This is a genomic window from Myxococcus sp. SDU36 (assembly GCF_030168875.1).
Classification (GTDB): domain Bacteria; phylum Myxococcota; class Myxococcia; order Myxococcales; family Myxococcaceae; genus Myxococcus; species Myxococcus vastator.
In genome coordinates, this window is sequence record NZ_CP077414.1 from 6,418,708 (window position 1) to 6,435,668 (window position 16,961).

The following is a 16,961-nucleotide window of genomic DNA, read 5'->3' on the forward strand; positions in this document are numbered from 1 at the left end:
CCATGAGCCCATGATGACGCCTGACACGACGACGGAGGAGCTTCCTGGAGATCCGCGCAGGCCCCGCGTGATGTTCACCGTGGCCGGCACGGTGTTCGAGTTCGTCCGCAAGCTGGAGATGCGCTCCACCGGAGAGCTGCTGATGCTGGCGCGGCGCCGCTACCGCAATGGCCTGAGCGGCCCGGTGGTGGTGAAGCGGCTGCGAAACCCCGCCACGTTCGTGGAGCGGCGACGGCTGGTGGAGGAGGTGGACCTCACGTTCCGGCTCAACCATCCGGCCATCGCCAAGGTGATGCTGTTGAAGCTGTACCGCGGCGCGCCCCACGTGGTGATGGAGCACGTGGAAGGGCGCTCGCTGGACACGGTGCTGAACCTGGCGGCCATGCGGCGGCGGCCCCTGTCCGCGGCGTTCGCGGCGCACGTGACGGCGGAGGTGGCGGAGGCGCTGAACCACGCGCACGGCCTCACGGATGAGTGGGGCCGGCCGCTGCACATCGTCCACCGGGACGTGAGCCCTCGGAACATCCGCGTGGGCGTCCATGGCGAGGTGAAGCTGACGCACTTCACGGTGGCGGCCTCGTCGCTCCCCGGGCGCGAGGTGACGAGCCGGGAGCTGGTGAAGGGAGACATCGCCTATGCCTCGCCCGAGGCGCTGCGGCGACGGAAGGTGGATGCCCGGTCGGACCTGTTCTCACTGGGGCTGGTGCTGCTGGAGCTGCTGACGGGCCGGCACCCGCTGATGGTGGATGACCTGGCGCCCGTGCTGGAGCCGGAGCCGCTGGAGCTCCACGCGCAGGGCCCCACGTGGATGCCCGTGAAGGAGGTGGCGGTGCGGATGGCCCAGGTGGGCCCGGAGCAGGTGGAGCGCCTGGCGGCGGGAGTCACCGAGCCGCTGCGGGCCATCCTGCTGCGGGCGCTGCGGCAGGACCCGTCGGAGCGGTTCCAGACAGGCGCGGAGATGGCGGAGGCGCTGCGCGCGTGGCTGGAGGCCCAGGGCGGCGCCCAGGGACGGCGGGCCATCGCGCAGGAGGTGGAGCAGGCCGCCGTGGAGGCGACGGTCCGGCGCAACCAGGCGGAGCTGCTCGAAGGCGGGCTGCAGCCGGAGGGGCTGACGGTGGAGGAGGCGGCCCTGGCCGGAGAGCCCTCGTCCGAGACGCCCCTGGGCGAAGCCGCGGGGTCCGCCATCCGCTTGTCACAGGTGGCCGAGCTGACGCTGGAGGCGCGCATCACCCAGACGGTGGAGCCGGCGGCCGAGTCCTCCGACGACGGCGACGCGCCGCCCGCGCCGCTGGCGCCTTCCACCACGGACCCCGAGGCCACGGCGTCCAAGAAGCCCGGCACACCGTGACGCGCGCGGCGTCACGGCCGGCTACAGCACGCTGGCGCCGTACAGCATGCCCACCAGCACCAGCAGCGCCGCCAGGATGACCGCCGCCACGCGCAACGGGGAGATGGGCGCCTCGCCCAGCACCACGTTCGCGTCCTGCCCGTGCACCAGCACCCGGTACGGCTTGTCGCGGTAGCGATAAGCCAGCACGAACACGGGCAGCGCCAGCCGCTGGGTGCGCAGGCTGGACAGCGCCACGGCGACGTGGACGTTCCGGAAGCGGGAGCCCGGAATGACGCCCTGCTGGAGGCGCTCACGGGACAGGCGCTCCACCGCCTCCAGCACGCTGCGCCGGGCTCCCGAGCGCGTGGCCTCGAAGCGCTCGATGTGCGCGCCTTCCGGCCCCCGTGGCGTGTCCTGGCCGGAGCCTCGCTGGTAGTGGGGCGCCAGCGCTTCGCACTCCTTCACCTTCAACCCGCGCGAGGCCGGCACCGGGATGCCCTGGAAGTCGAAGCGCGTCCGGCCCGCGTGCGGCGCCCAGTCCGACCGCCGCGAGCCCGCGTTCGAATCCGCCGTCCAGCTCACGTCCACGCCCGCGTCGAACATCCACGCTGGCCACCACACCGGACGCAGCGACTCCAGCGAGGCCTCCCGCGCCAGCCCGGACGGCCGGAAGAAGCCACCCCGTCCCAGGAAGCCCATCAGCGCGCCGCGCGCGGCCTCGGTGTCCACGTTGAAGGGCAGCCAGTGCTGCGCCTGCTCCACCGGGTCCGCCGTCGTCTCCACGTGGGTGACGGAGCCGCAGTAGTCACACCGGGGCGCCTTCGCCTCCACGGAGTACTCCACCGCCGCGCCGCAGCTGTCACACCGCACCACGCGGGCCCGCGCGCGCTCCACCGCGGCGCGTGGCGGAGGCGGCGCCGTCAGCCCGCAGATGGGGCAGCGCAGGTCCTCCGCCTCCAGCGCGCAGTCACAGCGCTGGCAGGGCGCCACCCTCACCGCCTCGGCGCTCATCGCCCGCCTCCCGCGAGCAGCCAGCCCACGGCCAACACCACCAGCAGCGCCACCACGGCGGCCAGCACCTTCCACGGGGAGATGGGCGCCTTGCCATGGACGGCCCCCGTCTGCCCGTTGACGAGCACCCGCAGCGGCGGCGCGTCCTTCGCGTACTTCACCGCCAGCACCCAGACGGGCAGCAGGCACACGTCGAGCGCCTCCCAGTCCAGCCGTGACTGGTGCTCCAGGCCCCGGTGCGAGTCTCCCGGCATGAAGCGCGACAGCAGCCCGCTGACGCGCTCCACCGCTTCCTTCCGGGCCAGCGCCTCACACTGCGCCAGCGTGAGCGAGGGCTCCTCGGCCACCCAGCCGGAGATGAGCGCCGGGGTGTAGCGAGCCAGGCCGCGCAGGTCGAAGGGCTCCAGCGCCTCCAGCTCCGCGTTGTCCAGGCCCTTGGACGCGGTGACGAGCACGTCCGCCACGTAGCTGGAGAGCTCCCCCTCCAGCGGGCGCCACTCCGTGCGCGTCACGGTGCGCGTGCGAGTCACCGTCTTCCCGTTCTCCGTCGTCGTGTACGTCTCCGTCTCCTGGTAGTTCTCCCCAATGGAGGCGCGGTAGCGCGCCTGCGCCAGCACGCTGTAGAGATACGCGGGCACGTACACGCCTCGCACCTCGCCCGGCGCCGCGGAGCGGATGCCCGAACGCGTGAAGCGGCTGCGCGAGCGCAACCACCGCGCCACATGCGCCTTCGCCGCCATATGCGTGAGCGCGAAGCCCAGCGCGAAGACGGGCTCCGGCACACCGGGCACCGGAGGACGCTCCACCACGGCGGGCGCGGCGCAGTAGGGACAGCGCGTGGTCCGCAGCGCGGGCTCCAGCACCAGGCGCGCGCCGCAGGACTGACACCCCAGGTGGAGCAACGGCCCGGCCACGGCGGACGGTGTCTGTTGGGATTGCTCGGCCATCCCGCCAGTCTTGGCGCACCCGGCCAGGGACGTCCATCCCGACCGCCTGCCCGCCCTCCTGGCTTGCATGCCCGCTGGCCCGTTGCCGTCGGCCTGTCCCGTTACGACCGTAGTGTGACGGAGGGAATCCACCATGGCGCAGCGCGACCCGCAGCAACAGCCGGGCATCCAGCCTCCCGAGGATTACTACGGCCGCACGCAGGAGCCGCTGCAGCCCACTCCGGAGAGCGAAGAGGAGCGCGACCTGGCGGACACCGCCGAGGCGGCTGAAGACACGCCTCACATGCGCACCCGCACCATCGACCCGACGGAGCGCACGCCCGGCGCCATCCTGGATGAGATTGGGGATGGGGATGGACCGCGCAGCGACGCCGGCACCAACCCCTTGCCCGACACGTACTGGAACGCCTATCCCGACGGCGAACCCCAGAGGGAGTAAGCCCTCACACCGTCCCATGCGTGTCAGCCCCCCTCTGTACTGTGTGCTCATTCGCCAGCACCCAGGGGGAGCGATTCCATGGCGGAAATCCGTGAACTGCCGCGTGTGTCCGTGAACAAGTTGGGCGAGTACCTCGTCGCCACGCCCGCGCGTCGCAAGCGCATCATCCGCGACCAGAAGCACCCGCCGGAGCAGCAGTACCTGCGCTACCCGGAGGCGTCGCACGCGATTACGGACTTCCTCTGCCGGGGCATGGAGTTGTCCATCCTCCGCGAGCACCAGCGCCGCTTCGCGTGCAGCGTGCCGCAGACGGAGTTCGAGGCGCAGCGGCTGCAGCTCTGTTCGGAGGCGCTCGAGCGCTTCGCGGACCTGGTGCCCTGGCTGGATTTGGAGGAGACGCTCATCAGCGCGGTGGGCGCGGAGCCTCCGGTGCTGGAGGTGGCGGGCGTCACCATCAGCGTGCGGCCGGAGGTCGTGCTCCAGCGCATGGACAGACATGGCAACGCGCGCGTGGGCTTGATGAAGCTCTATTTCTCCAAGCACCAGCCGCTGGATGAGCGCTCAGGGCAGTACATTGGCACGCTGCTCCAGCGCTTCACCGAGCAGCACCTGTGCCCGCTGGGCCCGTGTGACCACCGCCTCATCCAGGTGGTGGACGTCTTCGCGGGGACGGTCTTCACCGCGCCGCGGGCGCACATCCGGCGGCTGAGCGACGTGGTGCTCGCCTGCGAGGAAATCGCGGAGCGCTGGTCCGTCCACTGACGCGGCGAGCCATGACCGGGGTGCGGTGCTCAACGAAACAACCCCCTGGGCGCATGCGAGGGTGGACACGTCGAAGGACTTCATCGAAATCGAGGGTCCTGCTTCGCGCCACCCGACACCCCAGGGAGTTCCATGAGCACCGAGCACGCCGCCCCCGCCCTCTCCACGCGCGACTTCATCGACCTGGAGGAGCGGTATGGCGCGCACAACTACCATCCGCTGGACCTCGTCATCGAGCGGGGCGAGGGCTGCTGGGTCCATGACGTGGAGGGCCGCAAGTACCTGGACTGCCTGAGCGCGTACTCGGCGGTGAACCAGGGGCACTGTCACCCGCGCATCCTGGAGACGCTGCGCGAGCAGGCCGCGAAGGTGACGCTGACGTCACGGGCCTTCCGCAACGACCAGCTCCCTCACCTCTACAAGGCGCTGCGCGAGCTGTCTGGCTTGAGCCGCGCGCTGCCGATGAACTCGGGGGCGGAGGCGGTGGAGACGGCCATCAAGCTGGCGCGCAAGTGGGGCCACACCGTCAAGGGCATCCCCGAGGACAAGGCGGAGGTCATCGTCTTCGCGAACAACTTCCACGGGCGCACCATCAGCCTCATCAGCTTCTCCACCGAGCCGAGCTACCGGCGGGGCTTTGGCCCCTTCACGCCCGGCTTCACCGTGGTGCCCTACGACGACGTGGAGGCGGTGCGGCGCGCCATCACCCCCAACACCTGCGCCATCCTGATGGAGCCCATCCAGGCGGAGGCCGGCGTGCTGATTCCGCGCGAGGGCTACCTGAAGCAGGTGGCCGGGCTCTGCCGCCAGCACCGGGTGCTGTTCATGGTGGATGAAATCCAGACGGGCCTGGGGCGCACCGGGAAGACGTTCGCCTTCCAGCATGAGGACGTGCGGCCGGACGTCGTCGTGGTGGGCAAGGCGCTGTCGGGCGGCTTCTACCCGGTGTCCGCCGTCATGGCGGATGACGAGGTCATGGGCGTGCTCCGCCCCGGCGAGCACGGCAGCACCTACGGCGGCAATCCGCTGGGCTGCGCCGTGGCGCGCACCGCCCTGGACGTGCTGCGCGACGAGCGCCTGGTGGAGCGCTCCGCTGAATTGGGCGCGTCGTTCCTGGCCATGCTGAAGACGCTGAAGAACCGCCACATCGTGGAGGTGCGTGGCCGGGGGCTGATGATTGGCGTGGCGCTGGACATCTCCGCGCGGCCCGCCTGCGAGGCGTTGATGAAGGAGGGGGTGCTCTGCAAGGAGACGCACGACTCCGTCATCCGCCTCACGCCGCCGCTCATCGTCACCCAGGCCGAGCTGGACTGGGCCTTCGAGCGCATCAAGAAGGTCATCGAGGCGCTGTAGTCCCAGCGCCGCCCGGGCACGCGAGCGACCGCGTGCCTGGGGCCGTGGCACCGGGGCCTCGGTTGTCCTGGCGTGTCGCCTTCCCCACCGTATCGGAACAGCGCGCGGCCTGGGGCGCTGCGACAGGACGGTGGCCGGTGCTCGAAGCCCTCTGGGACAAGCGTGCGCTGCTCGTATCGGGCAAGGGCGGCGTGGGGAAGACGACGCTGGCGGCGGCGCTGGCCGTGGCCGCCGCGCGCGCGGGCCGCACCGTGCTGCTGGCGGAGCTGGCGCCGGAGGAGGACGGGCCTTCCCCCCTGGCCGCGCGAGTGGGAGCGCGTCAGGCGGGGCCCCAAGTGACGCGGGTGCGTCCCGGGCTCCACTTCGTGCGGCTGTCCGCGGCGGAGGGCCACCGGCACTTCCTGGAGCGCGCCCTGCCCGCGCGCTGGCTGGCCGACGCCGCGCTGCGCACCCGGGCCCTGCGCCGCTTCCTGGAAGCCGGTCCCGCGCTCCGGGAGATGGGGCTGATGTACCAACTGCTGGCGCTGCTCCGGCTCACCCGGCCGGATGGGCGCTTCGTCCACCCGCTGACCGTCGTCGACCTGCCCGCCACGGGACACGCGCTGGCGCTGGCCGCCCTGCCCCAGCGCGTGCTGTCCCTGATGCCCGGGGGCCCCATTGGCCGCGACGTGCGGGAGGGGCTCGACTTCCTCCAGGATGCGGCGCGCACCGCGGTGGTCCTCACCAGCCTGCCGGAGCCGCTGCCCGTCAGCGAGGCGCTCACCGTGGCCGCCGAGCTGCGCCGGCTGGAGCTGCCCCTGTCCGCGGCCGTCCTCAACCGGATGCCGGAGGACCCCTTCACGCCCGAGTCCCGCGCCGCGCTGCGCCGGCTGCTCGCCGCGCACGGGCCGCACCAGGGGTGGCGTGAGCTGGAGCGGCTGGAGCGGGCCCGGGCCGCCTCCCTCCGGCTGTCGCGCACGCTGCGCGCGCCGCTGCTCACCCTGCCAGAGCTTCCCGGCACCGGCCCCGCGCTGATCGAGGCGCTGGCGGAGGGCTTCGCACCTCACCCGGAGCACGCGCTCCGGCAGGAGGCCCTGCCGTGAGCCACGGACCGCGAGGCGGTGGGCGCCGGCGCGTGTCACGGGGGCGCACGCCGTGAGCGCGGGCGACCTGCGCCGGCTGCTGAGAGACAAGCGCGTCGTCGTCCTGTGCGGGGCGGGCGGCGTGGGCAAGACGACGACGGCGGCGGCCCTGGGCGTGGCCGCCGCGCGCGCGGGACGGCGGGTGCTGGTGCTCACCATCGACCCGGCGCGCAGGCTCGCGGAGGCCATGGGACTGCAGGAGAGCGGCCCCGAGCCCACGTCGATTCCCCCCGAGCGCCTCTTCGCCGCTGGCCGCCAGGGCCCGGGCCTCCTGGATGTGTGGATGTTGGACCCCCGCGCCATCTTCGAGCGCATGGTGCACCGGCTGGCGCCCACGCCCGAGGCGGCGCGCGCGATTGTCGACCACCGCCTCTACCGCTTCCTGTCGGAGCTGGTGGCGGGCGTGCAGGAGTACGCCGCCGCCGAGGCCCTGGACGGCTTCCTCGAGGACAGCCGCTACGAGCTCATCCTGCTGGACACGCCCCCCAGCCGGCACGCGCTGGACTTCCTGGACGCGCCCGGTCGGCTGGCGCGCTTCCTGGATGAGCGCATCGTGTCGCTGTTCGGCCCGCAGAAGCGGGCGCGCGGCGGGCGGCTGTGGCACGGCGCGCAGGTGGTGGTGGACCGCGTGCTGGCGGGCATCTTCGGCGCGGGCTTCACCCAGGAGATGCGCGGCTTCATCGGCGCGTTCGGCGGCCTCTTCTCCGGCATGCGGCTGCACACGGAGCGGCTGCACCAGCGGCTGGCCTCACCGGACGCGGCCTTCCTGCTGGTGACGTCCCCTGAGCCCGCCTCCCTGCGCGAGGCCACCTGGTTCCGCGAGACGCTGGCCGCGCGGGGCCTGCCCTTCGCGGGCTACGTGCTGAACCGGAGCTGGGCCCATGACGACGTGCTCGCGGCGCCCGAGGCCCTGCTGGAGCACACGGGTGGCGACCGCCACGCGGAGCACGCCGTGGCGGCCCTGGCTCGCCTGGCCGCGGTGGAGCAGGCGCGCGCCAAGGCCCACCAGGACGTGCTCGACCGCCTCACCCGGCACCTTCCCACCGGGACGCTCGCGGTGGCCGCGCCGGACGCGGGCGCGGAGCTGGAGGAGTTCAGCGGCCTGGTCCGCCTGGGGGACGCGCTGGCGGCGGGGTGAGGAGCGCCAGGGCGGGACAGGCACCCGCTCGCTCGGACGCCCGCACCTTGGAGGCACGCGGCCCCACCACCAGCGTTGCAGTTTGAACCCCACTGCGCCCGAGGAGCGTCATGACCCACAGAAGCATGGACAACGGCAGGGATGAACCCCACCGCGAGGCGGACGTGGCGCCTCCGGGCTCGCGGGAGCGCGCCGAGTCCGACCTCACCGGCTGGAACCCCGCCCGCGACGAGGAGGCCTCCACCCGGCAGGGCCGCTACCACCGCGCGGCGACGATGCGCATGGCCAGGCCGCGCACCCAGGTGGATGACGGGCCTCGCGAGGACATGAACGGCGAGCCCCCGGAGGGCAGCGGCCCCTACGGCCAGGACGACCGGGACAGCCACTATGCCAGCGGCAAGGGCCCCCGGCACGACACCGGGGAACAGGACGTCGAGTTCTCCCGCCAGCGCGCCGACTACCGGTCCTGGGACCGCACCGGCTACGGCGGCGGTGGCGGCGAGCCCTCCCGCACGCAGGCCCCTCAGGGAGAGGCCTACCGCGACGTGCGCTTCCATGGCCGTGAGCGCGCCTTGCACGGCGAGGAGCGCCATGGCGACCCGCGCCCCCACTACCGGGTGGACCGGAGCGCTTCCCATGGCCCGGGCCGCGACGAGGCGAGCACCTACCGCGGGGAAGGCGCGGCGTCCGCTTCAGCCCGTGACGAGGCGAGCACCCACCGCCGGGCGGGAACAGGCGCGCCTTCGTCCCCCGGCGCGCGGCGTGACGGCGCCAGCACCCAGGTCTACACCGCCGTCGCGGGCCGCGCCCGCCCCGGTCGCTGGCGTCACGAGCCGCTGATGGCCCGCGAGGTGATGACGCGCAACGTGCGCACGGCGCGCCCGGAGAGCCCGCTGCGGGACGTGGCGCAAATCATGAAGGACGAGTCCTGCGGCGTCGTCCCCATCGTGGACGAGCGAGGCCGGCTGGCGGGCATCGTCACCGACCGGGACCTGGTGGTCCGCGCCTTCACGGGAGGCCGCTCACCCGAGCAGCTCCGCGCGTCCGACGTGATGACGGATGACGTGGAGGCCGTCACGCCGGACGACACGCTCCATGACGTCATCGGGCTGATGGGGCGCCGTCAGCTGCGCCGCATCCCCGTGGTGGAGCGCGACGACGGCATCGTGGGCATCATCTCCCTGGGCGACATCGCGCTGCGCGCCGACCACGACGAGGCGCTGCAACAAGCCCTGGAGCGCATCTCCTCCAGGCGCTCCTTCTGGAGCCGGCTCGGCTGAGCGACGCCGCGCGCCCTTCGGCTGCGGGCGGGCCTGGTGCCTGGCCCACCCGCGCCCGGCGCATGGCTCACGCCACGCCGGTCAACACCACGGAGTCGCCTGTCTCCGACACCGTGAACTTCTTGAGGGGAATCGTGGCCGGGCCCTGCGTCACCGCGCCGTCCCGCGTGAAGATGGACGCGTGGCAGGCGCAGAACAGGTCCGCCTCCTGCTCGCGGTAGTTCACCTCGCAGAAGGCATGGGTGCACACGGAGTCCACCGCCGACAACGAGTTGTCCTGCAAGCGGAACACGAAGATGCGCTTGCCGTACCCGGAAGGCACCCCCGTCACGGAGCCGCCCACGTCCCGAAGCTGGGGGAACTGGCTGAGCGGCAGCACCACCTGCCCGTTCACCGCGGACGGGAAGTCGCTCTGGCCCGCGCGCAGGTTGATGCGCAGCACGCCCGTGTTCGGGTTGTACGCCGCCGCGAACGTCTGCAACGGCACGGTGGCCGGCCGCTGAAGCACCGCGCCATCCGTGGCGCTGAAGCGCGACAGGTGGCAGGGGCAGATGACGTCCTTGCCGTCGAAGCCCAGCGGGCAGCCGACGTGCGTGCAGAGGGACGACAGCACGGAGAAGTCGTCCGGCGCGCCGTCGTCCTTGGAGTGCACCACCAGCAGCGGCACCTGCTCACCCGGGACGCGCACCGTCAACGCGCCGCCCACGGGCTCCAGGTCCGGATAGCGCGACACCAGGATGTCCACCGTTCCCGCATCGCTGGCCGTGACGTCCGTCACCGGAGCGGGGTTGATGTCCGGCGCGCAGCCCGGCAGCGTCGTCGCCGCCGCGCTCGCCGCGCCTGTTCCCAGAATGCCCTTGAGGAATCCTCGTCGCGTCGAACTCACGTACCCTCCACCTCGAATACCAGCTTGGGCTCCAGCACCAGGACGTCGTCCACCTTCACCATCAACAGCGACGGGCGGTTGACGTTATAGGCATCCAGGCTGATGTCGAAGCTGCCCTCGGCCACCGCCTCCTTCTCCGACTTGAACAGCACCGTCATCGGAATCTCCACGGTCTTCTTCACGCCGTGGAACGTCAGCTGGCCCTTCACCTTCACCGGCACCTTCGCCGGGAAGCTGGTGGGCGGCTTCACGCCGGTGGCCACGCCCTTGAAGTCGATGATGGGGAACTTCGCCGCGTCCGTCGTCTCCATCATGTGCGCGTCGCGGTTGGCGTTGCCTGAATCGAAGTCCTTCACGTTGGCGCGCACCGCCACCTGGAGCGTGCCGTCCGGCATCAGGCGGGCCTTGCCGTCGCTGGGCGGCGCCTTGCCCACCACCTCGTGCAGCTTGTGCTTGAGCTTGTAGGTGAGCGAGCTGGCGTCCTTCTTGACGCTATACGTGCGGGCCTGCGACTGCGCGACTGCGGGCAGCGCGAGCACCAGGGTGGCGATCAGGACGATTCGTCGAGCAATCACGTCAACCTCCAGGGAACCACTACGAAAGGCATGCGCTTCAGAAGAACAGCGTGAAGACGCCGGCCGACACCGCGCCCAGCGTCACGTAACCGGAAATCTGATGCGCGGTGGCCAGGTCCGTCTCCGACAGCCTGCCAAAACGGTCCGTGGCCATGATGCCCAGGACGATTTGCGCCACCATGCCGACGGTGGCGAGCGCCATGAACAGCTTGTGGACGGTGATGGTGTCCCACTGGAACGTATCCTTCTCGAAGGGTTCCGGCGCCAGGACCCCCAGCAGGCCCACGGTGGCGAACAGCGCCGACGTGCCAATGGCGAGCCCCCGGTGCAGGCCCAGCAGGTTGCGGTCATCACCGCCACCGCGGAACGAGTCGTTGAACTGGAGCTGCCCCACCACCGTGGTGCCGACCAGGCCGGCGGCCATCGCGAAGCCCAGGCCCTGGTGCAGCTTGAGCATGGTGCGGCGCCGGCCAATGCGCTTCTCCAGGTCCGGGTCCACCTGCGCGGCGGCCGCGGCCTCGGCGGGCTCCAGCAGGTCGAAGTCCAGCGAGTCGCCCCCTTCCGCCGGAGGCTCACCCGACTCCTTCTGGACGGTGGGCGCGTCGTCCGTCGGAGACAGGGGCCTGGCGGGCTCCACCTGCATCATGGGCTGGGCGGGCTGAAGCTCCGGGGCGTCCACGGCCGGCGGGGCCTTCTTGCCCTTCTTCGCGGGCTTGCGCTTCGACGTGGCCCGGGTCGGCTTCACGGCCTTCTTCTTCGTGGCCTTCGTCTTGGAGGAGGACTTCACCGCCCGGGTCTTTTTCGCGGACTCGGTCTGGCGCTGCTGGGCCCAGGCGGTTTGGGGTGCGGCAATCAGCGACAGGACGATGAAGAAGGCAGCAAAGCGGGTCATCAGGCTCTTCCGTGTAGACGCAAAGCAAACTGCCGGGTCAGGACCGGTCATCCGAGCGCGTGTCCTCCGCCACCCCATCACCCACCCACCTGCTCCGAGGACGGAGCGAACGCTAGCGCGTCCGGGCTTTCCGGGAAACGCACCGCGTCGAACGGTACCGCCTAAGAACCGGCGGACCGGCATCATTTTCCGCGGTCCCTGTCCGGACAGCGTCGGCGGTCCGGGGACGCGGCGGCTGACGGTAGCGTCCGCACCTGGGAATCGGGAGGTGTCTGAAGGTCACTGCCCAGTGTCTGGCAACGGCCAGGGGTGGAAGGCGCGGCCGGGCTGGCGAGCCCGGCGGCTCACTTCACAGGGAACCCATTGACGCCCCCAGGCGGGGCGGCCTCACGCCTCACGCGGGGGTGGTGGCGGGGACTTCCGTGCGCGGCGCGCTGCCGGCGGTCAGCTCCAGGCCGAGCGCGTGCGGATCAAAGTACGCATAGAAGCGGCGGATCCGGTCGCCATCCCACTCGATGATGGACACGCCCTCATAGGCCACCGCCGCGCCGTTGTGGGCGGTGCCCTGCGTCTCCCATTCGAGCGCGACGCGGGAGCCCGCCTCAATCATGTTGCGGAAGGTGGACTCCACGCGCTGGAGAGTGCCCTTGTATTCACGCCAGAACCGCCGGGCGCCCTCCCGGCCGGAGAAGACCCGCTTCGAGGCCACGTTGCTCACCTGCGCGTCGTCACTGAAGAGGGAGACGAGGGCCTCCATGTCGCCTTCCTTCTCCAGCTTCGCCAGTGCGTCCACGAACCGCTGCGCTCGCTCCATCGCCATGCGCTGCCTCGCTCCTCGTGAAAGAGTCACCCGGGGGAAGGGTGCGCACGCCTTCGGGACATGGCCCTCCGGAGGGCCCGGCGCCTCGCCCTCCGGACCGCCGTTCGGGGGACTCGCCGCAGGGCCCGGTGGTCGACGCACGTCTGTCCCAGGTCCGTGGCGTCAGCGCGGCAAGGCCCGGGTCCACGCCTCCCGATTCCACCCTTCCTTCGCGTAGGCCGCTCGCGTGGCCTCAGGCAGCGCGTCCCACGTCGTGCGGGAGGCCAGCTCGGCTGGCGGCTGGAAGACGCCCCGGTGCTCGCGGCCGACGGCCTGTCGAGCCCGCTCCGCCGTCAGCCCCTTCATGGAGAAGCCCGCCTCGACGCTGGCCTGGCTCCCATCCGCCTTGAGCTTCGCGGACACGCCGCCCCCGAGCTCCGCCTGCTTCGAGTTGAGCGTCGCGTGCACCTGAAGCAGCGTGCCGACGCCCACCGCGACGCGCTGCTCGCCGTCCGTGCCGAGGCTGAGCTCCACGAGTCCCAGGTTCACCTTGACCTTCCCCTCCGTCTCGCCCGAGCTGTCATGTGACACCTCGACGCCCACGGGGCCCGCGCGCGCGGCGACGCCCACGTCCCCCTTCAGCGCGCCATGTCCCCGGGTGTCGAGCGCCGCCTTCGCGCTCCACTGGGCATGCTCGCTGCTGACACCCACCTTGCCGTGAAGCCGCACCGTCCCCGCAGCGCGCTCCCCGGAGAGCTCCCGCTGCCGGGCGCTGACGTGTTGCAGCGGCAGGTTGAGCGTCTTCGGCTGGCCGATGCCCGCCTTCCACGCCGCCTCGTAGTCCCGCCGCGACGGGTCCTTCCACTCCAGGCCCAGGAAGGACTCAGGCAGGTGCGCGGCGCGTGGCGGCCCCAGCGCGCCCAACGCCTGGAGGCTCTGGGCCCCCTCCACCGCGCGGGCATACCGGCCGAGGTAGTCGGCGTGCGCCCGGTAGAAGCCCGCGCCCACGTCGGTGGCGTGTGCGTTCACCGCGTCACGCAGCGCCCCCGGCAGCCGCCGTTCGTTGACGAAGACGTCCGGCACCGCCGGGTAGCCCAGGGGGCCCACCGGGCCTGACTCCCCGTTGCGCCGCTGGAGCACGCCCTTCGACTCCGCCTGCTCCAGGAACGCGAGCCGCGAGCCCGCGTCCTGCGCCTTCACGTATGCGGCCAGCAGCCCGTCTTGCTGCAAGCGCTCCAGCGCGGCCCGGTACGCGCCCGCCGGGAGGCTTCCCAGCGCGGTGTGCACCGCCCGCACGTCATCGGCGCCGACGGTCCAGTTCTCCAGGCCCCGCGTCAGGCGCGCGCGGAGGCCTTCGAGGACGTCCGGGCGCGACCAGCCGCCCAGCACGGCCAGCTCCCCCGCGGACCGGGCAGGGCCCGCATCAGCGGGTGGGGCTCCGCGAGCCGGGGGCTCCGGCGTCTTCGCGGTGGAGCCGTCGAAGGCGCGCACCTCGTTGCGCTGGGGGGACGCCTGCGCGCGGGGCTCCGCGGCGCGTGACGGAGACGGGGGCGCCGCTGTGGCCTCCGCGGGGGTGTCAATGGTGGACAGCGAGGAACCGCCGGACGAATCGATACGAGGCATGGGGCGCGCTCCGGAAAGGAACGGCCTGTCCGATGCAGCCAGCGCACCAGGGGGCCTCCCAGGGCCACTCGGCTCCGGTGGTCGCCGCGGTTGGACGTGGCATCTCCCCGGTGGGATGGGGCTCGCCCGAAACGCGACGGGGACCGGGGCCTTGCTGGCCACGGTCCCCGCTTCACCTCGCCGCGCGTTGGGAGCGCGGGCTCAGAAGACGTTCTGCGCGCGGCGGTAGTACATCTCGCGGTCCGCCAGGCCGTTGTAGCCACCGTTGATGCGGCGGGTGACCTCGCGGAAGTTGCCCGCGTCCGCGTAGGTGTTGAGGTTGCGCGACGACCAGTACCAGCCGGCGATGCGGAACGCGACGTCCGGGTCCTTGGCGCGCTGGGGGTTGCCCTCCAGGTCGATGCCCAGCGCCTGGCCCGCGGCGCGGTAGTTGGCGCGGCCCGTGAGCTGGATGGGGCCACGGCCCTTGTAGCGGACGCCGTCGCCCGGCTGGGTGTTGCCCAGGTCCCTGCGCCCCTCGTAGGCGGCGCCGGAGGCAATCTCCTCCATGTAGCGGAGCTGGCCGCTCTCATGCGCGAGCTGCGCCAGGAAGGCCGCCTTGCGAATGGGCGTGGTGATGTTCGCCTCCGCCATGGCCCGGTTCAGGTGGGGCAGGTACTGCTCCGCCTTCGCCTGGGACAGGTTGGGCATCACCGCCCGGAGCTGCTGCACCGTCACGCCGGCGGAGCCACCGGTCGGCGGCTTCGGGCCACCCACGCCCCCCACCGGCGGCGGGTTCGGCGTCGGCCGGGTGGGCGACGCGCCGCCCCCGCCCGGAATCGTCAGCCGCTGGCCCACGTAGATGAGGTTGGGGTTGGAGATGTTGTTGGCCTTGGCCAGCGCGCTCACCGACGTGCCATGCCGACCGGCGATGCCGCTGAGCGTGTCACCCGACTTCACGGTGTACGAACCGCCGCCCGAGGAAGGCGCCGGGCTGCTCGGCGCCGCGCCGCCCGTCCCCGGAATCGTGAGCTTCTGGCCCGCGTAGATGCGGTCCGGGTTGGAGATGTTGTTGGCCTTGGCCAGCGCGCTCACCGACGTGCCATGCCGACCGGCGATGCCGCTGAGCGTGTCGCCCGACTTCACGGTGTAGCTGGAAGCCGCCCGGCCCCCACCCGAGGCGCGAGGCGCGTCGAAGCCGTCCGGGATGCGGAGCTGCTGCCCCGCGTAGATGAGGTTCGGGTTGGAGATGCCGTTGCTCTTCGCGAGCGACGACACGGACGTGTTGAAGCGCTGGGCCAGCGCGCTGAGGGTATCGCCACGGCGAACGGAGTAGGTCGTCACGGGGGGGCAGACTCCTGAAAACAGAGAGGCGACGTGCCTACATTTTCGTAACGACTGAGAGGATGTTTCCCCGGAAGAACTGTTATTTATGTATAAACTAATTCAAAATCACTGAAATCACGGAATTGTGACGGCCAGGATGTCGCACCCCCGCAGCCGCGCTTGTGTGACTCCGGGGGTTCCGTTACCTCCGGGGCCATGTCCGCTGACTCCGTCCTTCCGGCCCCAGGGGCCCGTCTCACGCAGCGCCCGGGGTTCTGGGCAGGTGTCGCCGTGGCCGCGCTTGGCGTCACCGCGGCGACGGGGAGCATGCTGATGCGTGGCCAGGGCAGTGGCGCCCTGCCCCAGCTGGGCACGCTGCCGGACTTCACCTTCACCCGGCATGACGGACAGCCCTTCGGGAGCACGCAGTTGAGGGGCAGACCCTTCGTGGCCAACTTCATCTTCACGCGCTGCCCCACCATCTGCCCGGCCTTCACGCGGAAGATGGTGGGCGTGCAGGACGCCACCGCGTCCTCCGGCGCCGGGCTCCAGCTGGTGTCGTTCTCCGTGGATCCGAAGTACGACACCCCGGAGCGGCTCACCGAGTATGGCGAGCGCCACGGGGCGGACTTCTCCCGCTGGAGCTTCCTCACGGGCGACTACGAGCAGTTGAAGGAGACCATCGTCCAGGGCTTCAAGGTCAGCATGGGCCGTGAGCCCGGCGCGCCCGAGGACGACCTGCTCTCCATCTTCCACGGGACGCACTTCGTGCTCGTGGACGACGCCGGGCAGATTCGCGGCTACTACGACAGCGCGGACAGCGACTCCACCGAGCGCCTCATCCGCGACACCCGGCGCCTGGCCCAGACAGGACACTGAGCACCGCGGCGGTGGCCGCGCGAGCCCGCAAAGCCGAAGGGCCGGCCCCGCAGCTTCGCGGGAGACCGGCCCTGGGGCTCGCTACCAGTTCGCGCCAGCGGCGCGGAGCATCACTCCACGAAGCGGGCGTGGTTCTGCGCGATGATGTTCTGGAAGTTCTGCTGACCCAGCGGGTTCTCCGCGAAGGCGCCGACCTTGTCCGCCGCGCCCTTGACCGTCTGCGCGATGTTGGTGATGTCCTGCACCTTGGGGGCAATCTTGGACAGGAAGCCCAGGCTGCCCAGCGTGCCCTCGCCCAGGAAGGACGAGGCGCCCTGCTTCACCAGGTTCTCCACCGTGGGGCCCAGGAACTTGCCGACCAGGGGCAGCTTGCCGACCTTCTCACCGATGAACTTGGCGATGGGGTCCACCAGCGAGCTCAGGGGCTTCTGGAGGAACTCCATGGCCTTGCCGCCGATGTTCGCGATGCCACCGGCAATCTTGCTCACCGTGCTGGCGACGTTGCTGATGACCTTCGTAACGGACTTGAGTGCGCTGCCCATGGTCGTGCCCCTTGAATTCTAGATGCCTGGAAGGCGGAGATTTGTGCCGGAAGGAAAGCTCGAAGGGATTCTCGGTGCG

Annotated in this window: 17 protein-coding genes; 8 read left to right on the top strand and 9 right to left on the bottom strand. The window is 71.5% G+C overall.

The features are described 5' to 3' along the window. The first annotated feature begins 10 nt into the window (after nucleotides 1-10). Nucleotides 11-1,348: a serine/threonine protein kinase gene (locus tag KGD87_RS26010; protein WP_284663389.1), complete on the top strand. Its 1,338-nt coding sequence runs from the start codon at nucleotides 11-13 to the stop codon at nucleotides 1,346-1,348. A gap of 21 nt (nucleotides 1,349-1,369) precedes the next feature. Here the strand turns inward: KGD87_RS26010 and KGD87_RS26015 are convergent, their stop codons facing one another. Both KGD87_RS26015 and KGD87_RS26020 read right to left on the bottom strand, forming a co-directional pair. Beyond that, on the bottom strand, nucleotides 1,370-2,341 hold the full coding sequence (locus tag KGD87_RS26015; RefSeq protein ID WP_284663390.1) for a TFIIB-type zinc ribbon-containing protein: 972 nt from the start codon (nucleotides 2,339-2,341) through the stop codon (nucleotides 1,370-1,372). Continuing rightward, nucleotides 2,338-3,357, bottom strand: a complete 1,020-nt coding sequence (locus tag KGD87_RS26020) for a TFIIB-type zinc ribbon-containing protein (RefSeq protein WP_350099822.1) — start codon at nucleotides 3,355-3,357, stop codon at nucleotides 2,338-2,340. The genes KGD87_RS26015 and KGD87_RS26020 overlap by 4 nt, the downstream gene beginning before the upstream one ends. A 64-nt stretch (nucleotides 3,358-3,421) precedes the next feature. On the opposite strand from KGD87_RS26020, the gene KGD87_RS26025 reads away from it, so the two are divergent. The 6 genes from KGD87_RS26025 to KGD87_RS26050 all read left to right on the top strand — a co-directional run bounded on the left by KGD87_RS26025 (nucleotide 3,422) and on the right by KGD87_RS26050 (nucleotide 9,381). Next, on the top strand, nucleotides 3,422-3,727 hold the full coding sequence (locus tag KGD87_RS26025; protein WP_284663392.1) for a hypothetical protein: 306 nt from the start codon (nucleotides 3,422-3,424) through the stop codon (nucleotides 3,725-3,727). A gap of 78 nt (nucleotides 3,728-3,805) precedes the next feature. Beyond that, nucleotides 3,806-4,489 carry a hypothetical protein gene (locus tag KGD87_RS26030; RefSeq protein ID WP_284663393.1) on the top strand — a complete coding sequence of 228 codons (684 nt, stop codon included), beginning with the start codon at nucleotides 3,806-3,808 and terminating at the stop codon, nucleotides 4,487-4,489. Between the two features lie 132 nt (nucleotides 4,490-4,621). After that, a complete protein-coding gene (rocD, locus tag KGD87_RS26035; RefSeq protein ID WP_284663394.1) occupies nucleotides 4,622-5,842 on the top strand; it encodes an ornithine--oxo-acid transaminase in 1,221 nt (406 codons plus the stop codon). A 137-nt stretch (nucleotides 5,843-5,979) separates the two neighbouring features. Beyond that, entirely contained in the window at nucleotides 5,980-6,924 is a 945-nt protein-coding gene (locus KGD87_RS26040) for an ArsA-related P-loop ATPase (RefSeq protein ID WP_284663395.1), read from the top strand. Between the two features lie 52 nt (nucleotides 6,925-6,976). Continuing rightward, on the top strand, nucleotides 6,977-8,101 hold the full coding sequence (locus tag KGD87_RS26045; RefSeq protein WP_284663396.1) for an ArsA family ATPase: 1,125 nt from the start codon (nucleotides 6,977-6,979) through the stop codon (nucleotides 8,099-8,101). A 110-nt stretch (nucleotides 8,102-8,211) separates the two neighbouring features. Continuing rightward, on the top strand, nucleotides 8,212-9,381 hold the full coding sequence (locus KGD87_RS26050) for a CBS domain-containing protein (RefSeq protein WP_284663397.1): 1,170 nt from the start codon (nucleotides 8,212-8,214) through the stop codon (nucleotides 9,379-9,381). A 67-nt stretch (nucleotides 9,382-9,448) separates the two neighbouring features. Here KGD87_RS26050 and KGD87_RS26055 read toward each other — a convergent pair whose 3' ends face one another. The 6 genes from KGD87_RS26055 to KGD87_RS26080 form a co-directional block, all read right to left on the bottom strand. Then, complete coding sequence (locus KGD87_RS26055; RefSeq protein ID WP_284663398.1) at nucleotides 9,449-10,267, bottom strand: QcrA and Rieske domain-containing protein; 819 nt, start codon at nucleotides 10,265-10,267, stop codon at nucleotides 9,449-9,451. Continuing rightward, nucleotides 10,264-10,842: a YceI family protein gene (locus KGD87_RS26060; protein WP_284663399.1), complete on the bottom strand. Its 579-nt coding sequence runs from the start codon at nucleotides 10,840-10,842 to the stop codon at nucleotides 10,264-10,266. Before KGD87_RS26060 ends, KGD87_RS26055 begins: the two co-directional genes overlap by 4 nt. A gap of 37 nt (nucleotides 10,843-10,879) precedes the next feature. After that, nucleotides 10,880-11,734 (bottom strand): hypothetical protein, encoded by an 855-nt coding sequence (locus KGD87_RS26065; protein ID WP_284663401.1) that lies wholly within the window; start codon nucleotides 11,732-11,734, stop codon nucleotides 10,880-10,882. 394 nt (nucleotides 11,735-12,128) lie between these two features. Beyond that, complete coding sequence (locus KGD87_RS26070) at nucleotides 12,129-12,554, bottom strand: nuclear transport factor 2 family protein (protein ID WP_284663402.1); 426 nt, start codon at nucleotides 12,552-12,554, stop codon at nucleotides 12,129-12,131. A 162-nt stretch (nucleotides 12,555-12,716) separates the two neighbouring features. Further along, nucleotides 12,717-14,156, bottom strand: coding sequence for a hypothetical protein (locus KGD87_RS26075; RefSeq protein ID WP_284663404.1), 1,440 nt, complete (start codon nucleotides 14,154-14,156; stop codon nucleotides 12,717-12,719). A gap of 201 nt (nucleotides 14,157-14,357) precedes the next feature. Next, the gene (locus KGD87_RS26080) at nucleotides 14,358-15,479 is read right to left on the bottom strand and encodes a LysM peptidoglycan-binding domain-containing protein (RefSeq protein ID WP_284663406.1); all 1,122 of its coding nucleotides are present in this window, start codon (nucleotides 15,477-15,479) and stop codon (nucleotides 14,358-14,360) included. A gap of 273 nt (nucleotides 15,480-15,752) precedes the next feature. Between KGD87_RS26080 and KGD87_RS26085 the strand changes: the two genes are divergently transcribed. Next, nucleotides 15,753-16,340 (top strand): SCO family protein, encoded by a 588-nt coding sequence (locus KGD87_RS26085; RefSeq protein ID WP_350099833.1) that lies wholly within the window; start codon nucleotides 15,753-15,755, stop codon nucleotides 16,338-16,340. Nucleotides 16,341-16,450: 110 nt separating this feature from the next. On the opposite strand, the gene KGD87_RS26090 is transcribed toward KGD87_RS26085, so the two are convergent. After that, complete coding sequence (locus tag KGD87_RS26090; protein ID WP_163779869.1) at nucleotides 16,451-16,882, bottom strand: hypothetical protein; 432 nt, start codon at nucleotides 16,880-16,882, stop codon at nucleotides 16,451-16,453. Nucleotides 16,883-16,961: the final 79 nt, after the last annotated feature.